Origin of the sequence: Acaryochloris sp. IP29b_bin.137 (genome assembly GCF_028285745.1) — a bacterium.
Classification (GTDB): Bacteria; Cyanobacteriota; Cyanobacteriia; order Thermosynechococcales; family Thermosynechococcaceae; genus Acaryochloris.
On the sequence record NZ_JANQOP010000176.1, the window covers coordinates 1 to 17,271 of the forward strand.

Here is a 17,271-nt window from a genome sequence, read left to right on the forward strand (position 1 = left end):
ACATCTTTGAGCTGAGGCGGTAAGTTAAAGGTCATGGGATTTGGCCTCAGCTTGGCAAAAGAGTTGGGGCGGCGCATCGGCAAAGTATTTGAACAGGGCTGGACAGAGCCACCCTTCCATTTCCTCCGCCGACCAGCGATACCAATGGCCACCAAATTCTGGCCGCAGCCAGTCTAGCTGAGCTTGATACCCCGGAAAAGGGGTTTGAGCAAAGATCAGCTTAAATCCTTGCTCAGCTTTAGGAATATCGACCACCAACCGATCGATCATTTGGGGAATACCACTAACAAAGGGTTCCTGCACTAATCCCGCTTGCGGATCGTCAAATACCCACGTCTCTTCATATCGATAAGGGGCAATTACCATAATTGAATTTGCCATTGCTGGATCTCCTTGTCTTACACCATGCTCTGTCGCGCTTCGATCAAAAAAGCATTGGCTTGTTCATAGTTAGGCCGTTCTGGCAGTTGGGTTTGGGCAAAGGCTTGCTCGAACTCCCGATGGAGCTGCAGCCGCCACTGATCCACCTGGGGCCAAGTCCAGTCCTCGTATTTTATCCCTAGCAGACGCTCACGATAGTCACTCATATCGACGGGGACAAACCCTTCCTTGAGAACGGTAATTCCAGACAAGAGTAGCCGAATCAGATGCATCGCATGTTTCCAGCGGATATGGCCTTTGGACCGTAAATCCTGCTCCATTTTTTTGAACTGGGAGAGGGCATAGCCGTTGTAGGTTTGATAGACCAATCGGGATAAAAACATAGTCCGTTGGTCAAGCAACGTTTGTGCCAGGGGCGTAGCCGTTTCAATTAATGGGGAATAGAGACATTCCAAAACATTGGGGTTGGCCTTAAGGGCTAACAAGATAAACTTCTGCAGTTCCCAATAGCATTCTTGAGCCGGTTTATCTTCAATTTGCTCGGGAATGCCATACAGGGACCAATGTAAGCGGGCTGGGGGGAGGTAGATGCCTCTGCGATCGCAATCTGAAGACGGGTCATCCAGACCATAGGCCCGCGACCCCACAACACAGCGATAAATCACATAATCTTGTAGATTGTAGTCTGCCAAAAAGTCAGGCGCATTGAGCCCTTGAGTCTGATGGTGCTTGCGCAGGCTAAACTGATGCCGCTGCAAATGTAAACAGCGACCATCTGGCAGTTCAATCTCATAGGCATGGGAGTTATCGGTGGGGGCTTTGACAATCTTGCCGACCGCTCCCGCTAGACAGGACCCTGTCTCAGTGTTAACGTCGACCCGGCTGACCACTTGGGTCCCCACTGGCACAATCAAATGGGGTTGCATAGCGGTGTATCACAACCTTTGTATTACTTGTATCACGAGCGTTTATGACTACCCACCATCAACGAAGATGGACAGAAAAAATAGGTAGAACTTAATTGTAGTATGCGTAATACACAACAGCCAGTCTTTGTAACTATTCAGCATTGATGCTGGCGTTGTACACCAGTTGATTCGGCCTATAACGCTTCCACCGTAACCGTATAGCGGAACTGTTGCCCCCGTTCAAAGGAACCGACCCAAATCGAATATTTGCCAGCGGGCAGTTGGGTGGCCAGCCAACCCGCATCTTTACCCTGAGCTGAATCATCCAGGCAATATAGACGATTCCCGGGACCTTTGATCAGTAAGGTGGTGTCCTTTTGACTATGGACTTGTAGCCTTAACTTATTAGTATTGTTCTTCAGCACCAAGATGTGATCTGGGGTGGGAGACCCATAACCCAGGCACATATTCTTTTGCTGATCTCGCTCTCCCACGATTCGATGGAGGGCAATCGTTCCCTTGGCATAGCCTTGGGCTCGTTGGGCACTCAACTCTGAAGATAGGCTTAGGCTTGCAAAATTGGCAGGATTAGCCTGAGTTGAGGATTGATCGATCAGGAGCCCCCAGATTACGGCAACGAGGAGAGTCGTGGGCACAAACCACCCTTGTCCTTGCCACTGTCTAAAGCGGTTATCCATAACTTGCACCTTAACGCCCAGGTTGACGTTATATGAGTTAGGTTGACATCTACACTTGCTCTATTGTCCAGCATGCCCAGATATCTCATCCATTCTGCGCTTCTTTAGCCAAAATCATCAGATTTGAAAGATTCCTTAAGAATCGCTGCTCTCTCCCAACCCATTGGCGATGCCAGACAAGCTTAAGGCGCTAGGCTTCCTAAACTCAGGGGAATCAAAACGCCCTCTGTGGTCAGCCCCAGATGGATCGGTTCTTGTGACCGGATGGCCTTACCGGTTAACGCACATCGGGTATCCGTTTGGGCTGTAGCTGGGAAAGAGGCTGAAATGTGATCGCGTTGTACAGTCGGGGCGAAATCCCCTGACTTTTGTTGGACGTAGTTCCAGAGAATATCTCTAATCAGGGCTTGATACCCTTGATGACCTGAAAGGTTTTTGAGTTTATCTTTCAACTCTCGCTCCAACCGAATACTGGTCACCTGCATCTCAGTGGTAGGGACGGAATGAGTGACAGACATTTACAATTCCTCAAAAATATACGACGGCCTGAATGAAAATTGTACTACGATTGTAGTATATTTGACCTGATTACCGCATTAGGCTAAAAGTGAATGAAAAATCCGTCTGAATTCGCATCTATAAAGCTAAACATGAGAAATCCATCTGAATGTCAGTGTTTCTAGATAGACGGTGGAGGATTTCTGCATAAATCGCGAGGGGGTTGAGGGAAGTGTTGAAGTTCAATTACGGAAAACAGGGAACTGTTTTAGAGGCTGTCGCCGATCCCATTGAAGATGTGATCAATCGCCACATTATGCTAGCCATGCGCTTGGCCCAACCCATTCATATGGAACCCAGTTTTGTGTCTCTCATTGTGCCACCGGGTGTTCCTGAGCTGAAGGCTTTGGAGTTAGAACTGGCTCAGGTGAATTGTGATGCAGTTGCGGTTGACGCCGATGCCCGTGAATCTGACGACCCCAAAGAATTCATATCGGGTGATTTTCCTCGCCACGGGAGAGAAGTGATCATGCGAGGATTTTGGTTGACGGAGCATCCTGATGCGGAAGAGGGGATATTTGTCACTTCTCTGACTTCCGGGATTGAAGCACAGATCGAAGAACTATGGACCTACCAACCCATTACTTTCCCCTAGATCCATGATTGTTGCCTCGGGATATCCACTACAGAATGGCTTTTTAGGGACCAATTCTGGGTAGAGTAGGTATGCTGAACCAACGCTTGAGAAATATATGTCCCTTGAAATGTTACGAACGCTCGTGTGGACAGATTGTCGCCTAGCGCTTGTCTTTTTGGTGTTTTTCCCCCTGGGCTTACTGGTGTGGGCTATTATCGAAAACGCCCCACCCATCAGTCGGCTATTAGTGATTTACTGGAGAGTCGCCAGTTTACTGCTGATTACGATGTACTTGATGATGGCTCAAGTCCCGCTCAGCTTTATCACCCTTTTCCTCGCGATGCTGTTAATCCCCGTCAGTCTCTGGTTCTGGGTGGATCTAAACGAAGAAATTGACGATCGGCGCGGCAAGCTCAAGTTGGCGCTGACGGCTTGGCGTTGGGCAACCACCTTATTCTGTCTGATCTCGGCTGTATTACTGGCACCGTCTCTAGGATGTGCGGGATCTAAAGCTGCGATCGCAACGGCCCAATGTCAAGTCTGGCTAGAACCTGCCTATGGTGTTGCTGCAATCGCACACGGTAGTACTGGCGTCAGCCGGATCAACATCTTAGCCACCCTGGCTTTGATTTTGTATGGGTTCTATTTCGGTTACTTCCTGCTCTTCCGTCTCTCTAAGCAGGGGCGCTCCGCGACCGGGTATTAATGGTGGAGCAGGAGGCGAAGCATAAAGGATGTCCGTTGGTCACCGACTAGAACAATACACCCTCCAACGCCCTCAGGAAGTTTTAATTGTTAAAGCTGAAATTGCGGGTGAAGCGGATGAAATTGCAATATTTCGAGGTTTTTCAAGTTCACTGATGCGGCCAACGGCTTTCGATGTTGATGTTCCTATCTTGCCAGAGGACGCCACAATTCTGTCGATAGATCGACTGCAAGGTCCTTACGATCCGGCCAATCCTCATTACTTGGAGCAAGATCTCTCCTGGGAAGACTTTTTATCTGTCTTATCAGAGCTTGGTCTATAAAAAGAAGGGGGCTGCAAAGGGTTGGAGTAGGGTTGACCCAGCCGGGGTTTGCCCTTGACCATGGGCATAGAGTCAAGGGGATCATTGATTAGCTTTTGGGGGGTTCAAGACGGATGAGCTGCCCCGCTAGGGTATCGGTCAGAACATATAGCAAGCCATCTGGACCTTGGCGAACATCGCGCACCCGTTGGCCGATTGCAATCGATGTCTCGTTAATGACCTTACCGGATTGATCGACTTCAATGCGGCGAATATCTTGGGACACCAATCCTCCCGCAAATAGATTGCCCTGCCATTGGGAAAATGGAGCGCCTGTATAGACCGTCAGCCCAGAAGGTGCAATGGACGGTGTCCATATCACTTCCGGATCCACCATCCCTGGGAGTGACGTTTCTGGAGAAATCAGTCCACCAGAATATTCCCGACTATGGGTTGCCAGGGGCCAACCAAAGTTGTCACCCGCCTCAAGTCGATTCACCTCGTCGCCGCCCCGAGAACCATGCTCAGTTGCCCAAACCTGGTTTGTGGTTGGAGCTAAGGCTAAACCTTGGATGTTGCGATGTCCATAGCTCCACACTTCCGGAGCAGCATTAGGATCGTTCAGAAATGGATTGTTAGAGGGGATCGAACCATCGTCCTTGATACGAATCACCTTCCCGAGGTGGCTATTCAGGTTCTGCGCTTGTTGGCGAATAAATTCACCTTCAAGTTCGACGGGAGGGTTACCCCCATCGCCAATGGAGGCCAGCAGGGTGCCATCAGGCAGCCACACTAGACGGGAGCCAAAGTGTTGGGCTCTGGATTTTGTTTGTGAAACTTTGAAAATAATCTCCCAATTGCTCAACTTACTTCCATCAAAGGTTGCTCGGGCAATGTGGGTGCGGTTAGCGGCTGGAGTGCCGTTTGAATAGGTAAAGTAGACGAGGCGATTTTCTCCGAAGCGGGGATGAACCACGATATCCATTAATCCCCCCTGGCCCTGAGCAAACACTTCCGGCACCCCCGGAATCGGGCTCGGATCAAGCATGCCATCCCTGACAATCCGTAGTCGCCCTGGGCGCTCGGTAATCAGCAGGTTGCCGTCGGGTAGCCAGGCCATGCTCCACGGACGCTCTAAGTTTTCCACCAAGGTGACAGCCTGAAAGTCTGCATTGGCCTCAGTCACGGTCGTTGGGGTCTGCCCAACGGTAGAAGGTTCAGATTGTGATTGAAGTGCGCATCCTGATAGGCCTAAGACTGCGATCGCAATCCCTACGGCAATGTGGGCATAGATCGGTTGAGCAAGATTTCGATCAGGTGAAGACATCGTTTGTGGTTACCCATTGAGGTAATGGCAGGGTCGACACTGTTTGCAAATCCTAGCAGTTCTGCTGGCAATGTCGCCCTCAGGAGGCGCTAGGGAACTGCAGGTTGGATTGTGGGGAGGACAAGATTCGAGACAGGAGCGATGCCAATCCTAGTGATCACAATCTTTTCAATCAGTGTATGTTTGATGACACGCCTTCCGTGGCAGGGATGCCAAGGGCGCTCTCGGAGGATGCTCTATCTGCTTTACATATTAGATGGTGAGCGGATTTGGTAGGCTGGAACTATAGCAAAAACGTTGAGATACACTGTTGACATCGGAGTGCCATGGATAATTCTTTAGCATCTGTCTATCTTGGAATATTTTTAGTTCTAGTTTGTCTTGCAGGCTGGTTTGTATTTCGCCAGGTTCTGAAAACCCGTAAATCTGAACTCACTATTACCAAGCTAGAATCCAAGTTTAAGAAGGAAGTGGGCACCGTCGAAGAATATTACGAACTCGGTAGCATCTACTTGAGAAAAAAACTTTATGTCCAAGCGGTCAGCCAACTCAAGAAGGCCTTAAAAGCGGCGGAATCTGAAATGGGTGCTCTGCCATCTGCTGACACTGCCGAAGATGAGGATGCAGATGCCTCGGGAACCAATCCAATCATTGAACCTTTAGCACCGCTATACAATGCCCTTGGCTATGCCTACTTTGGTCAAGAACAGTTTGATTTAGCGATTCGCAACTATAAGGAAGCGCTCAAATGCAAGGCTGACTACCTAGTGGCCATGAATAATCTAGGCCATGCCTATGAGCGGAAAAAACTAATGAAGCAGGCGTTAGAAACCTATGATGAGGTGCTATCTCAAGATCCCAAAAACGACACCGCTAAGCGTCGTTCCAGAAGCTTACGGAAACAGGTTGCTGTTTCGGGGTAGAACAGATGCCTGATGCACTAATGTATGGCGATGAGGAGATGTATGTTGTTCTGGAAACCAATCAGCCTGAACAATTCATAACCGCTGATGAACTAAGGGGTAAGCTGATATCGGTCCTGAAAACACAACAATCGCAGCTCCCGCCTGATTTGCAAGATATTCCCACAATTGAAGAGCAGGCAAAACATCTGCTCTCAACCGGGTGTGAATTGGATCTCGGGCCAGGGGAGTTTCTGCAATGGTATGTAGTGCGCTTAGAAAAATAAGCGCACTACATACCATCTGAAACGATGGGGGCAGTTCGCAGACCATTTTTACTGCGAACCTACAGCCGAATATAATGCTCGGAACCTCCGAACAGGCGGATGTTCATGATCTAGATAGTCTTCAAAAGACTGGCAAGTCAACCCCAAATCTTCAAAGGTCTCTAATTCTTTGTAAGTCAGGGGATATGGTATGTTGCCCAGTGAATCTGTCTCTTCTCGACCCCTGGCAATCACTAATAACTGTCCCAGTGGCGCTATCAAACTACTGATTCTTGAGAGGGCAACAGCGCGCCACTTCGGAGGAAGCACTTGTAAGGTATAGGATTCTAGAACAAAGTCAAACCCTTGAGACCAAGGGGTTGGAGGGGCAAGCAAGTCTGCGACCTGGTAGGACGCCAGCGAATTGGGAAAGCGGTGGTTGCACTGTGCGATCGCAGTCGTCGAAACGTCAAAGGCGACAACCTCAAACCCTAACCTGGATTATTCACAAGGGCTTCAAACACTGATGACAAGGAAACTCCTCAAAACAGCCTGTAGTTCAAACAAATGTTGGACCTAATCTGTGGAGAGGTGTTCGAGGCACTCCAAAAATCGTCATGAATAATCCAGGCTAACTCCGCCAAAAACTCAGCATCATCCCCATAGCCACAACCAATGACCAGAGCCGTTTTACCTGCCCCTTTTTATCCCTGAGCAATGCTCCACTCAACTAAGTTTGGGTTGGGGGCTAAATCAGCCCAAGGCACGGCAGCATAATCATCTCCAGCTTCTGCATAGAGGGCCTCAAACCATCCTTTGGCACCTGCACGGGCCAGAAACTCTGACGCTAATTGTTGGGCACGGTGACGAGACATGATGGGCAGCAACTTAGAAGACAGCGAAGTCGCCCCGCTCCGCTTCTTCGCTACCGTCAACGAGACGCTGATAATACTCGAATAAGGTGTCTTTACCGGTTTCAGGCGTGGCGTCCGCATCATAACGCCCGGTTTCGGCATCGAATACTAGCATCGATTCCGTGGCATAGTAATGGCCGATCCGCGCCAACTCCGCTTTGGCGGCCAGACTCGGCACAATTTTGGCAATCCCGCCTAATACCGTTGCGATCGCACTCAAAAACCCAGGCGGTACGCTTTTGAAGCGGGGTGGGCAGTCCAGCAGTTTAAACAGATATTCTCCCTGCTCCAAGGGCGTGAGGGCCGGTCCAGGCCCACCGATCGGCAAAATTTTGTTCTGCAGTGAAGGGTCTTCGAGACAATCCACGATATAGGCCGCCAAATCTGGATCGCTGATCGGTTTGCAAGCAGTCAATTTGCCATCACCAAACAGATAAAATGGCTTCCCGTTCTGAATCTTTGCGACCTGTCCCGCCAGGGATTTGAAGTAGGCAGTTGGTCGAACAATGGAATAGATTAACCCGGATTCTCTCAACGCTTTCTCGAAAGCAAGCTTGGCATGCTGAAACGCAAGGCGCGGCTTTTGCACACAGATGGCTGACAACAACACCATCTGCTTCACCCCAGAGTCTTTCGCCAAGGAGAGAACATCCATATGGGCTTGATAGTCAATGGCCCAGGTGTCTTCCGGCTCACCTGTCCGGGAGGCTAAGCAGGACACCACTCCGTAGAACGGTTGATTCTGGAAAACATGCTCAGCCAGGAACTTCGGATCTTTGACGTCGCCGAAGCACACCTCAGTCCCCTGTAACAGTTGGGTGGTTTTTTCTTGGGTGAGCTGCCCCCCAACCCCTGCCTGGGGCCGAGCGATACAAACAACTTCGTAACCGCGCTTTACCAATGCGGTGACGGTGGCTCGCCCAATCGTACCTGTACCGCCTAATACCAAAATGCGACGTGTCTCCGAAGTGCTGGCGTCAGTCATAGGTAATCAATGCTGTGTTGTAGGACTCTATTCGTAGCCTACCAGTTAGTCGCTTCTAGCCAATAGTGTCACCGATGAAGGACAGTTTGAAACCAGCTCTTAAGGCGCGACAATCCACACAATGATTAAAAAGAGAATTTCCAACATATAGCTAATGAAAACGCTTGGGTTGAAAAGGCCATCCCAGAGATACCCTGTGCGTTTGGAAATGGTATTTCGTTTATAGGCACGACACCAGCCACCGTATATAGCGGGTCCCTTCAAGTTGCAATCGGTGATCAAAATTTCTTCTATTTCGGCTGCGCGAGGATAAAAACCTCGCTGGAAGTGCTTCCATTGACTTTCCAAAATCCAGAAGAAAAATGGAATGGCACATCCTAGTAAGGGAATCAGGCTTTGTGATTGCTGCACTGCCAGGGCAATAACAGCTCCTGTGCCAGTGATACCCAGTGATTTAATGACCCAAATTTGTCTGTTGTAGTCCTCAATAGTGGTTTGGAGAAAAAAGTATTCCTCTTTGAGTAATTTCCGCTCGAAGTCATCATCCATAATCTGCTCATTGATAAGAAGTACATCTAAGATAAATTTTGATGAGAATCAATCGCCTAAATTAAGGTAGCTTTATACAGTCATATTCTTAAATTTTTCTATCTATTAAGTTCTATATCCTTGAATTTATAGGGTATGCCAATCAGAAATTACTAGAATTGTATGCGTTTAGCCTTTGCCCACATCATATGTCTGAACTGACTTGGACATCTATCTGATCTCCATGCTTGCAAGCCCCGAACAGGCTGGGATGCCAAACGAGTCACCGATACATTGTGCGCTGATCTCAAGCAGATGCAGAAGGAGCATGGGCTACGACCGGATTTGATCTTTTTCACGGGTGATGCAGCTTTCGGGCAAATTGGCAAAGCTAAGGGACAGACTATCGTGGAGCAGTTTCGAGATGCCCATGATTTTTTAACGGCAGTACGTGAAGCCTTTGACCCGGTAGTCGAACAACGAAACCTTTTTCTGGTGCCGGGTAATCATGATGTGAATAAAGATGAAATTTCAGACTTTGAAACGTTGTGGTTAAACAGTCAAAACTCACTCGATACCATTACAAAAACACTGCACAAGAATGGAACAGAGTGGCAAAGGCTTATAGGGCGATTGAATGACTATGCTCGCTTTCTAGGAAACTATGGCTATGACCATTTACTGACGGGACCAGAGCATCTAATTTATGCCGATGCCCGTGAGATTGCTGGCTTGCGAGTTGGTATTGCTGGGTTTAATTCTGCCTGGTCTTCAAGTGGTGCAGGACGATCTGAAATAGGGAAATTGTGGATGGCAGGGCGGTATCAGATTGAAACGTTACGTCAGCAGCTGCCTCCCCATGATTTTGCAATTGCTCTTATGCATCATCCAGCTAACTGGCTTGTACCGGAGGAAAATCCGACATTTGGTAGAGCGTTGGAGCGTGATTTCCAGTTTGCACTACATGGTCATGAGCATCAAGACTGTGTAAGAGCTGAATCCTTAACTGGCCACACAGTCATTTCGGCAGGGGCCTGTCATGAATGGTCTGAGAGTAAGAATAATGGCTATAATTTGGTCCGTCTTGATCTCAAAGTTAGGACAGGCGAGGTTTGGTTGCGTCAGTATGACAATACTGGGGGAGGGTGGATACCTCGTATTGTGGCCAATCGAACTGACCCTCATGGTTGTTGGCCCCTTAAGCATTTAACCCCCTGGATAGAGAAGCTATCAGACAAAGTTTCTGACAAAGCAGCTCAAGTTCCCAAGGATAAGGGTGGAATTGACCAAAGGGACATTAAAAGCAGCGAGGACGATAAGGTAGTTCACTCGGATATAGCAGTAAATGTTGATCCGGCAGTGGATTATGAGCAGCGCTATAAAAAAGCTGTTGTCAAACGGTTAGATTATGTTCAACTTTTTGGAATCGAAGTGCCCAAGGAGGCTAGGGCATACTCCTTAACAGTTGCCTATGTTTCTTTGAATCTAGCTGATGAAGAGGAGCTAGAGGACACTGATACGCCTGACTCTGATGATGAACTAACCGATACAACACTGACATCGCTTGCAGCTGAAGATGTATTTAATGATTTACAGCCTAGTAAAGGTCGACTATTGATTCGAGGAAGCGCAGGGTGCGGAAAGACGACGCTGTTGCGTTGGGCAGCTGTTCAAGCTGGTAGCGATGAAGATAGAGGTGCTCAACAACTTCCAGAAATACCGAAGGAAGCTCATTCAGCAGATGAGGTTGGTGAAGAGTTAACGTCCATTACAAAAAGTGATTGGCGACAAAAGATTCCCTTTGTCATTCGCCTACGTGATTATCCCAATGGTCAATTACCCAGGCCCAAGGCATTTCCACTGATATTAGCCAAAGAATTACCGGATCCACCAGATAATTGGACCGAAAATCTCTTACTCCAGGGACATGCTTTGGTGATGTTTGATGGAGTCGATGAGGTACCTCCTGAGGTTAGACCACAAGTAATTGGTGATATCCGACAATTAATGGATACCTATCCAGATAATTACTATGTAGTTACCACCCGCCCTACAGCAGTTGAACGGCAAGAGTTTATTGAGATAGGTTTTGTCTCTGCCAGAGTTGAGCCTATGGCCCCCCATGATCGCGATACCTTTATTGATCGCTGGCATGAAGCAATGGAGGTCCGCTTACGGAACTGGAATGAGCCTGAAGACCTACGGCCACTGGCAAAAAGACTAAAGAAACGTCTACAAGAAACGCCTGCCGTTGCCCGGTTAACGATTAATCCTTTGCTCTGTGCCGTAGTATGTGCGCTGCACCGAGAACGTAATGAGAATTTACCTGAAACACCCGTTGGGCTTTGTGAGAAGCTCTGCGAAATGCTGCTAGATCGTAGGGATAAGGAGCGACCTGGCTTAGACATCAGAAAAAATATTAATGAAGCCTACAGTCGCCTTAAATATGAGTATAGAAAAGGCTTACTTTCTCAATTGGCCCATTACATGGTTAGCACAGGTATTTCAGCGATTAAAGAAGCCGATGCTGATGAACAAATTGAAACTGCATTGAGTAGTTACAGCTTGTCTGATAGTGATTTATCAAATATTAATCCTGTCGATATTAGACGGGCATTGGTGGAACGTAGTGGGATGCTGCAAGAATCTAGTGAGCAACGCATCGAATTCCTCCATAATACGCTTAAGGAATTTCTGGCAGCAGAGCGATTTTTTAATAGGAGTGATATTCAGCTATTGGTCGAGCATGCTGATGAAGAATCATGGCAGCCTGTTATTCTCTTTGCAATTGCACTACCTCGTGATGGTTCTAGTTTCGCCACTGAGCTTGTGTGTGTAATTCTTAAGAAAACTTCTCTAAATGATCCGCCGAAAGGTCGCTCAAAAGCAATTATTAAAAAAGCCGGGAAGTTAAGAGCTAGTCAGTTTTTTCTCTTTCGGTGTTGTACAAATGCTTACCAGCTCAACAATCCAGATATTACATCAGCCTTCCAAACTTTATCTGACCAACTTTTACCACCTCAAAACATGACTGATGCCGAAACATTATCTATTGCCGGTGAAGCAGTCATTCCTTACCTTGCTTATCGAAGAAACGTAAGAGCGTCAGTAAGTGCTGCTTGTGTTAGAACCCTGGGACTGATTGGGGGGGATAGAGCATTGAACTACATGAAAGATTATTTAGAGAATGAGACTAGAACCGTTAGGAAAGAATTAGCTCGTTTTATCAACGTTTTATTGCCCAAACTTACTCCTCATCTCACTACCCTCAACCTTCGGTACACTCGGGTGAGTGATGTGAGTGCCTTAGCTAAACTGACCAATCTCACTACCCTCAACCTTCGGTACACTCGGGTGAGTGATGTGAGTGCCTTAGCCAACCTGACCAATCTCACTATCCTCCACATCTCTTCCGCAGCTGGTAGGAATAACAGCTTCAAAGAGTTCCACAACGCTGTGCCTCGTTGTCGAGTATGGGTAGGAGGTTAGTCTTCATCTACACCCGATTCTCCCAGATAGTGGTTTACCGTTGTTTAAATCTAGAGTCTTCCCTACAATGAGACGACTGTCACAGATCTCCTATTGCCATGAGTATAAAGGCAACATCAGGCAACTTTGTAGCCATTGATTTTGAAACAGCAGATTACAAACGAGATAGCGCTTGTGCCATTGGCGTCATCCGAGTAGAAGATGACCAGATTGTTGATCGGTCCCACTTCCTGATTCGCCCGCCACGCCAGAAATTTCAATTCACCTATATCCACGGCATTACCTGGTCTGATGTGAAACACCATCCAACCTTTGCCGAACTGTGGCCGAACCTCCAACCCAAATTTGCAGGCAGTGACTTTGTTGCCGCCCATAATGCCAACTTTGATCGTTCCGTGCTCAATGCTTGCTGTCAGGCAGCCGAACTAGATCCTATGCCTCTGCCTTTTCTCTGCACTGTCAAGCTGGCTCGGGAGGTATGGAATATTCGACCGACAAAATTGCCCAACGTTTGTGACTTCTTGGATATCCCCTTACAGCACCACCAAGCTCTTTCAGATGCCGAAGCCTGCGCCAAAATTGTGATCGCAGCTCGACAACAGTGAATGCTTTTACCTTCGAGCTGCTTGGTCCATGGCCTAAATTGATATTGGTCAACATCATTCCTGAAGCAAGGAAAGTCGGTTCTTGGCCCTTGCCAATCTAAATTGAGAGACCAACGTAGCAGTTGATGGGTTCAACCTCATCAAGGGTCAGCTTTCAGTTCCAAAGTCATCAAGTGCTCATCATAGTATTTCCCATCTTTGATAAAAGTTTCCTGCTCCGTACCGTAGATGCGGAAACCAAAAGATTGGTAAAGGCGAATAGCGTTTTTTTGTTGAGTGACAACCGTTAAGTTGACTCGCCTGACACCAGAAGTCATCGTTGCCCGATGTAATGCTTGGCTCACTAACGCTCTGCCACAGGCACGTCTGCGAAATCCAGGTAGGACATAGAGGCCCGCCAGATAAGCACGATGTTTTTCATTGGTGGCTTCGTAGCGAGACAGCCGGATAATGCCGATGAGCTGTTTGACTTGAAATGCACCAAAAAAGCAACGATCCTTACTCTCGGCCAACCGAACAGCAGTTTCAGTAAGATTGGGTTCCGTTTCAGGAAGTGAACCAAAGGCAGGAGGCCGTTCTTGCAGTGCACGTAGACGTACTGAACGATATGCTTCAGCATCAGCAGGCGTAAGCACCCGCGTACTAATACTTGCCTCTATAGTTGGGGTATCGTCCATACAATGAGCGCCATAATGTCTACTCTGCAATGATCGGGGACTTGAGTATCACTCTTCTGAACAGATACTGTTTTGATTGTGACGTTAGATTGAACTTATCAGAACACAGTGAGAGGCAAGGAATGGTATCCGTTGAGATGGAGCAATATCTCAAAGCCAGTGAGGTTATTGACTGGCACCATCCTGACATTGTTGAACTGGCTCATCAATTAGCATCAGGCTGTGAATCATCAATTGAGATCGCAAAACACTCCTTCGAATGGGTCCGCGATCAGATTCGCCACAGTTCTGACTATCAGATGAATCCTGTAACCTGCAACGCATCTGAAGTCCTCAAACATCAAACAGGCTATTGCTTTGCCAAGAGTCATCTATTAGCTGCGCTCCTCCGAGCTAACCATATCCCCACAGGATTTTGTTATCAGCGACTTAGCATTGATGATCAAGGCGCACCCTTCAGTTTGCATGGGTTTAATGCCATTTATTTACTGGAAACAGGTTGGTATCGCGTAGATGCCAGAGGCAACAAAGTAGGTATCGATGCCCAATTTACGCCACCCCAAGAACGGTTAGCCTATAGCCTGCAGTATACAGAAGAGGCAGACTTTCCAGCCGTGTTGGCTGAGCCATTGCCTATCGTTGTGTCGGAGTTGCGATCTCACTCCACTTGGGATGAGATGCTCCGCCATCTTCCAGACATTTCATTGGTGTTTGCGGAAAACTATGGTCTTGTAGCGGATAACGAGCGCAGCCAGCTAACATAGCGCTTGAGTAGAGAAATCAATTAAGTCGCTTTCTGAATCAGGTGATTAATTACCGTTAGGCTCAGCTTCTGTCTCTCTACTTTGAACCTGTTCCAAATCGATGTTAATCAGTCTCATTGCCGAAGTTAAAACATGCCAAGACGAACGCAAAAAATGCCTCATCGTCTTATTACTATGCTGACGGAAGAACAAGAAACGGCATTGCCTCACTATCGAAACAAGTGGCGATCCATCGCACTGTTGACCGAACCGATTAACGAGGAAAAGGTCGCAGATGTGATTAAAGCTACGTATGCAATCAGTAACTATGCTGAACCAGAAATTTTGTTTTATGTGAACCCCCTCGAAGCCATCAAGCAGATTCTTACTATCAGGAATTTTGAAATCTATATCGGACACCAGATCAGATGTAAATTTCGCAAACGCATCATCGATCATCTTCAACACGTTATACAACGGCAACTTGATGCAGATCTCTTCACACGCTTACGGAACCAAATTCAATTTCCTGAGTTTCCATACTATCCAACTGAGGATCAGCCTCAGGTTTCATTCTTTCCTATTGGTGTTGAGCGATGTACTGAAAGTCAGTTACTGGCTGATCTCAACAGGCCAGAATTTGAATTTACAAACATCTATCAATTTTCCCAGACACTCTTTAGGCCAGCAGAGGCATCAATTTGGGGATGTATGTTTGATTTCTGCATCTCGGTCCTGAAATTACAACATGATCAGCAAAAATGGAGAGTTCTCCAAGACTTAATACAAGAATGTGGTTTTATATTTCTCTTTGAGAAGGTGTGTATTGTGTGTGAGCGCCCTTGTAAATTAATGTTCGATTCAGACAATCAGCTACATGGGGAAGGAGAACCCGCTCTACGATTTACAGATGGCTATGGTATTAATGCCCGTCACGGAGTACTGGAACAGTTTGCAAACGAATTCCCTGCCTCATTGTGAGTAGTTGCACAACCCTACAGGGTCGATGAACTGCAACTGAGTTTACCCGTGCTCTCCAATTTGGGGTTACTGGAACAACCATCCCCCCAACTCATAGCCAGGGGGATATTAGCTTTTTGGAAGATTGCTTGAGATTAACTAGCTAAAGACTTAACCGTCTTCATAATGCCAGCGGGGTCAATGCCCTGGTGAGGGAACTGCTCCCAAAGACCACCACAGCCTTCTTCATGGGTGCCTAAGTAAGCAAACTTAGGAGACAACCCACGCTCCAGCAGCCAAGAACCAAAGCGGCTACCTAATCCAGTCCGACGATTGAAGGACTCGACCACCACCACAAACGGCGCTGCGCCAATCTTCTTCATCATGTCTTCATCGACGACATTGAGAGTGGACTTGTTGATCAGACCCACATCAATCCCTTCCTTCTTCAAGCGCTCCACCGCATCCAAAGACCGATAGAGGGCTTCCCCAAAGCTGACAATATAGCCCGCAGTCCCTTCACGTACCACTTCGTCTTTGCCAGGGGTAAAGGTGTAGTTACCTGCATACAGTTCACCACCACTGGTATCTGTGAGGAGGGGCACCTTAGACCGAGTGGAAAAGATAAACCGAAGACCAGGGCTGTCAAAGACCGACTTGACACAGGCCTTCATTTGGTTGGCATCGGCAGGGAAATAGAGGCGAGTCTCATAGCCATCATCCAAACCATTATCGGCAAACATATTGTTAATACCGAAGTGGCAAGTGTTATCGGCCATATCGTCAATGCCCGCATGGGAGAAGTGACAGAGCAAGTTGGACTTGTTCAAGCGGGCCATGGTGATTTCAGAGATACACATCTCCAAAAAGGCACTAAAGGTGGCGAAGATGCCCTGCTTGCCAGCGGCCATGCCGAAGCCAGCAGCAGCAGATAGGTTACCCCGCTCTTGAATCCCACCACTGATAAAGATTTCAGGATTAGCAGCCCGAATTTTGTGGAGACCACAGGAGCCTTCCAGGTCGCTATCAACCACCAGCACCTTAGCCTTACGGTCGGCTTCGCTCATGCCGCTGAGGACTTCTACCACCGCATCCCCAAAGACGTTCCGGTTGGAGTCGTACTTCTCAGAAGCCCCCAGGAACGTATAGTCCTGGCTAGGCTTAACCACGCTCTTCAGATTGGAAACCGCATCAGAATGACCGCGAGCTTCTAGATACTTTAGGGCGGCATCCACAGAGATCACGTCATGGCCGTGGTTAGATCCTTCTAGACCATCAATCCCCACACACATGGCCCGCTTGTTAATAACAGCCACGGGACCGGGGGTGTTAATCGCTTCACAAATGCGAGCGTAGAGGCCATCAATATCTTCGCCATCGCCTTCTAGAACCTTGAGGCCATGACCTTCTAAGGTCTTTTTGACGCTAAAGCCAGGTAGATAGTCAGAAGGGCTACCAGCAATGGTGATGTCGTTATCATCAATCAGCAGCTTGACGTTGATCTGCTGGGCAACGGCTAAGCGAGCTGCTTCCGCATCATTTCCTTCTTGCTGGGAACCATCAGACCCTAGACAGAAGGCTGTTTTGCCAGGATTCGCGAGGGCAACGCCATTCACATAGGGCCACATATGTCCCAAACGGCCAGAACTAAATTTCACCCCAGGGGTAAGACCCAGTTCAGGGTGACCAGGCAAGGTGGAATTAGCGGCCCGATAACTCATCAACTGCTCGGCAGGTAAAGCGCCT

At 47.9% G+C, this 17,271-nt stretch carries 19 protein-coding genes and 2 pseudogenes; 10 read left to right on the forward strand and 11 right to left on the reverse strand.

Annotated elements, in window-relative coordinates; translation table 11 throughout:
• Positions 1-24: 24 nt before the first annotated feature.
• From Q0991_RS12815 to Q0991_RS12830, 4 genes are all read right to left on the reverse strand, one after another.
• On the reverse strand, positions 25-381 hold the full coding sequence (locus tag Q0991_RS12815) for a DUF6717 family protein (RefSeq protein WP_299489084.1): 357 nt from the start codon (positions 379-381) through the stop codon (positions 25-27).
• 17 nt (positions 382-398) lie between these two features.
• Positions 399-1,307: a nucleotidyltransferase domain-containing protein gene (locus tag Q0991_RS12820; protein WP_299489086.1), complete on the reverse strand. Its 909-nt coding sequence runs from the start codon at positions 1,305-1,307 to the stop codon at positions 399-401.
• Positions 1,308-1,483: 176 nt separating this feature from the next.
• Positions 1,484-1,987, reverse strand: coding sequence for a hypothetical protein (locus Q0991_RS12825; RefSeq protein WP_299489088.1), 504 nt, complete (start codon positions 1,985-1,987; stop codon positions 1,484-1,486).
• Between the two features lie 182 nt (positions 1,988-2,169).
• A complete protein-coding gene (locus Q0991_RS12830; RefSeq protein ID WP_299489090.1) occupies positions 2,170-2,505 on the reverse strand; it encodes a hypothetical protein in 336 nt (111 codons plus the stop codon).
• Between the two features lie 212 nt (positions 2,506-2,717).
• On the opposite strand from Q0991_RS12830, the gene Q0991_RS12835 reads away from it, so the two are divergent.
• The 3 genes from Q0991_RS12835 (at position 2,718) to Q0991_RS12845 (ending at position 4,150) form a co-directional block, all read left to right on the forward strand.
• Entirely contained in the window at positions 2,718-3,140 is a 423-nt protein-coding gene (locus Q0991_RS12835; protein ID WP_299489092.1) for a hypothetical protein, read from the forward strand.
• A 97-nt stretch (positions 3,141-3,237) separates the two neighbouring features.
• On the forward strand, positions 3,238-3,828 hold the full coding sequence (locus Q0991_RS12840) for a DUF3177 family protein (protein ID WP_299489093.1): 591 nt from the start codon (positions 3,238-3,240) through the stop codon (positions 3,826-3,828).
• A 28-nt stretch (positions 3,829-3,856) separates the two neighbouring features.
• Entirely contained in the window at positions 3,857-4,150 is a 294-nt protein-coding gene (locus Q0991_RS12845; RefSeq protein WP_299489094.1) for a hypothetical protein, read from the forward strand.
• Between the two features lie 88 nt (positions 4,151-4,238).
• On the opposite strand, the gene Q0991_RS12850 is transcribed toward Q0991_RS12845, so the two are convergent.
• On the reverse strand, positions 4,239-5,456 hold the full coding sequence (locus Q0991_RS12850) for a PQQ-dependent sugar dehydrogenase (RefSeq protein WP_299489095.1): 1,218 nt from the start codon (positions 5,454-5,456) through the stop codon (positions 4,239-4,241).
• 326 nt (positions 5,457-5,782) lie between these two features.
• On the opposite strand from Q0991_RS12850, the gene Q0991_RS12855 reads away from it, so the two are divergent.
• Both Q0991_RS12855 and Q0991_RS12860 read left to right on the forward strand, forming a co-directional pair.
• Positions 5,783-6,379, forward strand: a complete 597-nt coding sequence (locus Q0991_RS12855; protein ID WP_299489096.1) for a tetratricopeptide repeat protein — start codon at positions 5,783-5,785, stop codon at positions 6,377-6,379.
• Between the two features lie 5 nt (positions 6,380-6,384).
• Positions 6,385-6,645, forward strand: coding sequence for a chlororespiratory reduction protein 7 (locus tag Q0991_RS12860; protein WP_299489097.1), 261 nt, complete (start codon positions 6,385-6,387; stop codon positions 6,643-6,645).
• Positions 6,646-6,693: 48 nt separating this feature from the next.
• On the opposite strand, the pseudogene Q0991_RS25165 reads toward Q0991_RS12860, so the two are convergent.
• The 4 genes and pseudogenes from Q0991_RS25165 to Q0991_RS12875 all read right to left on the reverse strand — a co-directional run.
• Positions 6,694-7,107 (reverse strand): annotated as a pseudogene (locus Q0991_RS25165) (class I SAM-dependent methyltransferase); the annotation flags it as partial.
• 221 nt (positions 7,108-7,328) lie between these two features.
• Positions 7,329-7,499: a hypothetical protein gene (locus Q0991_RS12865; protein ID WP_299489098.1), complete on the reverse strand. Its 171-nt coding sequence runs from the start codon at positions 7,497-7,499 to the stop codon at positions 7,329-7,331.
• Between the two features lie 13 nt (positions 7,500-7,512).
• Positions 7,513-8,523, reverse strand: a complete 1,011-nt coding sequence (locus tag Q0991_RS12870) for an NAD(P)H-binding protein (RefSeq protein ID WP_299489099.1) — start codon at positions 8,521-8,523, stop codon at positions 7,513-7,515.
• A gap of 99 nt (positions 8,524-8,622) precedes the next feature.
• Positions 8,623-9,072: a hypothetical protein gene (locus Q0991_RS12875; protein ID WP_299489100.1), complete on the reverse strand. Its 450-nt coding sequence runs from the start codon at positions 9,070-9,072 to the stop codon at positions 8,623-8,625.
• Between the two features lie 216 nt (positions 9,073-9,288).
• On the opposite strand from Q0991_RS12875, the pseudogene Q0991_RS12880 reads away from it, so the two are divergent.
• The 3 genes and pseudogenes from Q0991_RS12880 to Q0991_RS12890 form a co-directional block, all read left to right on the forward strand.
• A pseudogene (locus Q0991_RS12880) lies at positions 9,289-11,199 on the forward strand (metallophosphoesterase); the annotation flags it as partial.
• Positions 11,200-12,219: 1,020 nt separating this feature from the next.
• Positions 12,220-12,540 (forward strand): leucine-rich repeat domain-containing protein, encoded by a 321-nt coding sequence (locus Q0991_RS12885; RefSeq protein ID WP_299489106.1) that lies wholly within the window; start codon positions 12,220-12,222, stop codon positions 12,538-12,540.
• Between the two features lie 98 nt (positions 12,541-12,638).
• On the forward strand, positions 12,639-13,145 hold the full coding sequence (locus Q0991_RS12890; protein ID WP_299489101.1) for a 3'-5' exonuclease: 507 nt from the start codon (positions 12,639-12,641) through the stop codon (positions 13,143-13,145).
• 140 nt (positions 13,146-13,285) lie between these two features.
• On the opposite strand, the gene Q0991_RS12895 is transcribed toward Q0991_RS12890, so the two are convergent.
• Positions 13,286-13,822, reverse strand: a complete 537-nt coding sequence (locus Q0991_RS12895; protein WP_299489102.1) for a GNAT family N-acetyltransferase — start codon at positions 13,820-13,822, stop codon at positions 13,286-13,288.
• 137 nt (positions 13,823-13,959) lie between these two features.
• Between Q0991_RS12895 and Q0991_RS12900 the strand changes: the two genes are divergently transcribed.
• Positions 13,960-14,586: a transglutaminase family protein gene (locus Q0991_RS12900; protein ID WP_366524951.1), complete on the forward strand. Its 627-nt coding sequence runs from the start codon at positions 13,960-13,962 to the stop codon at positions 14,584-14,586.
• Between the two features lie 153 nt (positions 14,587-14,739).
• Positions 14,740-15,546, forward strand: coding sequence for a DUF6745 domain-containing protein (locus Q0991_RS12905; protein WP_299489104.1), 807 nt, complete (start codon positions 14,740-14,742; stop codon positions 15,544-15,546).
• Positions 15,547-15,680: 134 nt separating this feature from the next.
• Here the strand turns inward: Q0991_RS12905 and Q0991_RS12910 are convergent.
• A partial coding sequence (locus Q0991_RS12910; protein WP_299489105.1) for a transketolase C-terminal domain-containing protein occupies positions 15,681-17,271 on the reverse strand: 1,591 nt, incomplete at its 5' end.

Bases quoted from the DNA above. Each gene is read 5' to 3' on its own strand.
- Q0991_RS12825 (WP_299489088.1), bottom strand. From the start codon at position 1,987: ATGGATAACCGCTTTAGACAGTGGCAAGGACAAGGGTGGTTTGTGCCC.
- Q0991_RS12845 (WP_299489094.1), top strand. From the start codon at position 3,857: ATGTCCGTTGGTCACCGACTAGAACAATACACCCTCCAACGCCCTCAG.
- Q0991_RS12885 (WP_299489106.1), top strand. From the start codon at position 12,220: ATGAAAGATTATTTAGAGAATGAGACTAGAACCGTTAGGAAAGAATTA.
- Q0991_RS12820 (WP_299489086.1), bottom strand. From the start codon at position 1,307: ATGCAACCCCATTTGATTGTGCCAGTGGGGACCCAAGTGGTCAGCCGG.
- Q0991_RS12875 (WP_299489100.1), bottom strand. From the start codon at position 9,072: ATGGATGATGACTTCGAGCGGAAATTACTCAAAGAGGAATACTTTTTT.
- Q0991_RS12890 (WP_299489101.1), top strand. From the start codon at position 12,639: ATGAGTATAAAGGCAACATCAGGCAACTTTGTAGCCATTGATTTTGAA.
- Q0991_RS12830 (WP_299489090.1), bottom strand. From the start codon at position 2,505: ATGTCTGTCACTCATTCCGTCCCTACCACTGAGATGCAGGTGACCAGT.
- Q0991_RS12895 (WP_299489102.1), bottom strand. From the start codon at position 13,822: ATGGACGATACCCCAACTATAGAGGCAAGTATTAGTACGCGGGTGCTT.
- Q0991_RS12840 (WP_299489093.1), top strand. From the start codon at position 3,238: ATGTCCCTTGAAATGTTACGAACGCTCGTGTGGACAGATTGTCGCCTA.
- Q0991_RS12870 (WP_299489099.1), bottom strand. From the start codon at position 8,523: ATGACTGACGCCAGCACTTCGGAGACACGTCGCATTTTGGTATTAGGC.
- Q0991_RS12900 (WP_366524951.1), top strand. From the start codon at position 13,960: ATGGAGCAATATCTCAAAGCCAGTGAGGTTATTGACTGGCACCATCCT.
- Q0991_RS12850 (WP_299489095.1), bottom strand. From the start codon at position 5,456: ATGTCTTCACCTGATCGAAATCTTGCTCAACCGATCTATGCCCACATT.
- Q0991_RS12865 (WP_299489098.1), bottom strand. From the start codon at position 7,499: ATGTCTCGTCACCGTGCCCAACAATTAGCGTCAGAGTTTCTGGCCCGT.
- Q0991_RS12815 (WP_299489084.1), bottom strand. From the start codon at position 381: ATGGCAAATTCAATTATGGTAATTGCCCCTTATCGATATGAAGAGACG.
- Q0991_RS12860 (WP_299489097.1), top strand. From the start codon at position 6,385: ATGCCTGATGCACTAATGTATGGCGATGAGGAGATGTATGTTGTTCTG.
- Q0991_RS12855 (WP_299489096.1), top strand. From the start codon at position 5,783: ATGGATAATTCTTTAGCATCTGTCTATCTTGGAATATTTTTAGTTCTA.
- Q0991_RS12905 (WP_299489104.1), top strand. From the start codon at position 14,740: ATGCCTCATCGTCTTATTACTATGCTGACGGAAGAACAAGAAACGGCA.